The sequence below is a fragment of the Metabacillus herbersteinensis genome, assembly GCF_042433335.1.
Taxonomy (GTDB): Bacteria; Bacillota; Bacilli; order Bacillales; family Bacillaceae; genus Metabacillus; species Metabacillus herbersteinensis.
Window position 1 is genome coordinate 1 of record NZ_JBHLVO010000075.1, and the last position, 2,327, is coordinate 2,327.

At 33.0% G+C, this 2,327-nt stretch carries 2 protein-coding genes; both read right to left on the reverse strand.

The annotated features are described in order from the left end of the window. Positions 1-132 precede the first annotated feature (132 nt). Entirely contained in the window at positions 133-1,035 is a 903-nt protein-coding gene (locus tag ACFFIX_RS27660; RefSeq protein ID WP_378939867.1) for an NAD(P)/FAD-dependent oxidoreductase, read from the reverse strand. Between the two features lie 60 nt (positions 1,036-1,095). Further along, positions 1,096-1,536, reverse strand: a complete 441-nt coding sequence (locus tag ACFFIX_RS27665) for an RrF2 family transcriptional regulator (RefSeq protein WP_378939865.1) — start codon at positions 1,534-1,536, stop codon at positions 1,096-1,098. Between the last annotated feature and the right edge of the window lie 791 nt (positions 1,537-2,327).

Below are 2,327 nucleotides of genomic sequence, written 5' to 3' on the forward strand. Positions count from 1 at the left end.
TAAGATTTTGAGTTTAGAGTGGTTTCTATATTCAATCTTACTGAGGAGCTCTTTTTTTATCAAAGTCAATAATTAACTCTCTACAGGAATGCTAACGCCCCCGATAGTTTAAGTACATTGTTTCACAATGTTTTAATTAAAATCCTCCTGAGTTAAATCTGTATTCACTCCAATTGCGGCTCTACTTCCTTGAGCCGCCGCAATAATCACTTGTGAAGGAGCGATAACGGATGTGTCACCTGCCGCATAAACACCTTCAATATTTGTCCTGCCTACCTCATCTGTAATGATTCCACCAAGCTGGTTTATTTCGCAACCTAAAGATTTTCCAAAAGGTGAAGCCTGAATCCATTCGGGAGTCACAAATCCACCATCCCTCTTTTCTTTTTCATCATCTTCAAAAATTACAGCTTCTAAAAACCCATTTTCACCAACAAGAGTTTTAATTTTTTGTTCAAATACCTTTATTTCTTTTCTTTGAAGCACTTCTTTTTGCTCCGTAGTTAAAACCTTGTGTCCATTAGTACAAACGATTAAGTTTTTGCTCCAATTATAAACAATTTTAACCATATGAAATACAGATGGGAGTTCAGATAACACTATTAGCGGACGGTCTTTCAACTCCCAGCCATCACAATAAGGGCAACTAAAAAGACTTTTTCCGTAATAATCCATAAGGTTTTCTACGGATGGATGGATTTCCTTTAGACCAGTTGCTAAAATAACTTTCTTTGCTTGAATAGATTCCCCTTCTTCTGTTACGAGTTTAAATATCATTCCCTTTTTTTTAATGTCAGTAATTTTTTCATTTCTAATTGTTACAGAAGGATATTTGGTTATGTCATAGTGAGCAATTTTTCTAAATTCGCTTGGTTTAATTCCATCTCTGGTTATAAAGCCATGTGACTCTTGGGTAACTGCGTTTCTTGGAGAATTACTATCGAATAAAACCACTTTCCTTCTTGCCCTACCTAATACAAGTGCAGCATTTAAACCTGCTGGACCTCCACCTACAATTACACAATCTAACATAATATACACTCCTTTTATTAAAGATATTAAACACCTTTATTATCTATGATTAATCCAAAAAAATTATTTGGACTCATTTTTAATTAAATTGATTATGTTTGAATCAATTTTTTCTGTTAATTCCTTTATTTTCTTTTCTTTAAGATAACTCACCATTTTGAATTCAGCATTAAGCATCACGTTTTCAATTAAACAGTTTTGATTATCCGATTCAACATGTTCTAAATTACAGTTGAACATTGAAACTGGTCCTTCTATGGCATGTATTATTTCAAGGAACGACATGTCATATTTATTTTTAATCAGTTTGTATCCCCCGTTAACACCACTAGCAGATTCAACAATGCCCGCTTTTACAAGTTTGGTCAAAATTTTAGACAAATAAGTGGGAGAAACTTTTAGGAATTCTGCTAATGGTCTTACCCCGATACTTTTCCCATCAGGTATGAGAAGGAGATAAACCATTGTATGCAATGCGTAGTTGGTTGCTTTAGAGTATTTCAACTAAGTCACCTCTAATTATAGACTGTATTTGTCTATAATACTAACTGAAAAGTCTTTTGTCAATTTTCCTTTATTGATTTTCTATGTTCAGATAATCCTCTTCTGCTATTGAAATATATTGTTCCCCCCACACATAAGAAAATAAATCTTTTCATTCTTCACTCGTTTTTTCAACTAACCTGCCTGTTACTTTAAATGCACTTCTTCACAATATCTTCCTAATTTTAGCATAATACCATAACTGTGTTGCTCAACAATCTGGCCCTTTAATGGAATAACAGGCTGACGTTTTTAAACAACTTTATTATGTTTTAAACGAGTTTATTGTAAATCTAACAAATTTATTGTCACTAAACAATATAATGAGGCTTTTTCTATCTTTAATAATCCTTTTACTTTAATCTTTGTTTTTCGATAGCTATACATCATTTTGTTGGTAAAATTAACTTCTAGAGTTGTAGTTTTTTTTGGCTGTGAAGGTTTTTTATTTGCGGAAACAGTGGTTTTATCATCGGAGTTTTCATTTTATCGACTTATTATCGACTTTTCGACAAAATACTATCTTTTTCGTTTTTCGAGCTTCTATTAAAACGATCGTGCTTACTCTACACAATCAATGTTGATAAAAAGAAGAGCTGACTCTATATCCTAAGAGTCAGCTCAGTTTGTAGACAAAAGGAGTTCGGAATGCTCCCATTCCGAACTCCTTTTTGATTTTTTTATTGGATTTGAAGCAATTATAGAGAATAGTAGACCTCTCCGAGATCATCATTTAGGCCATTTTTGGACCT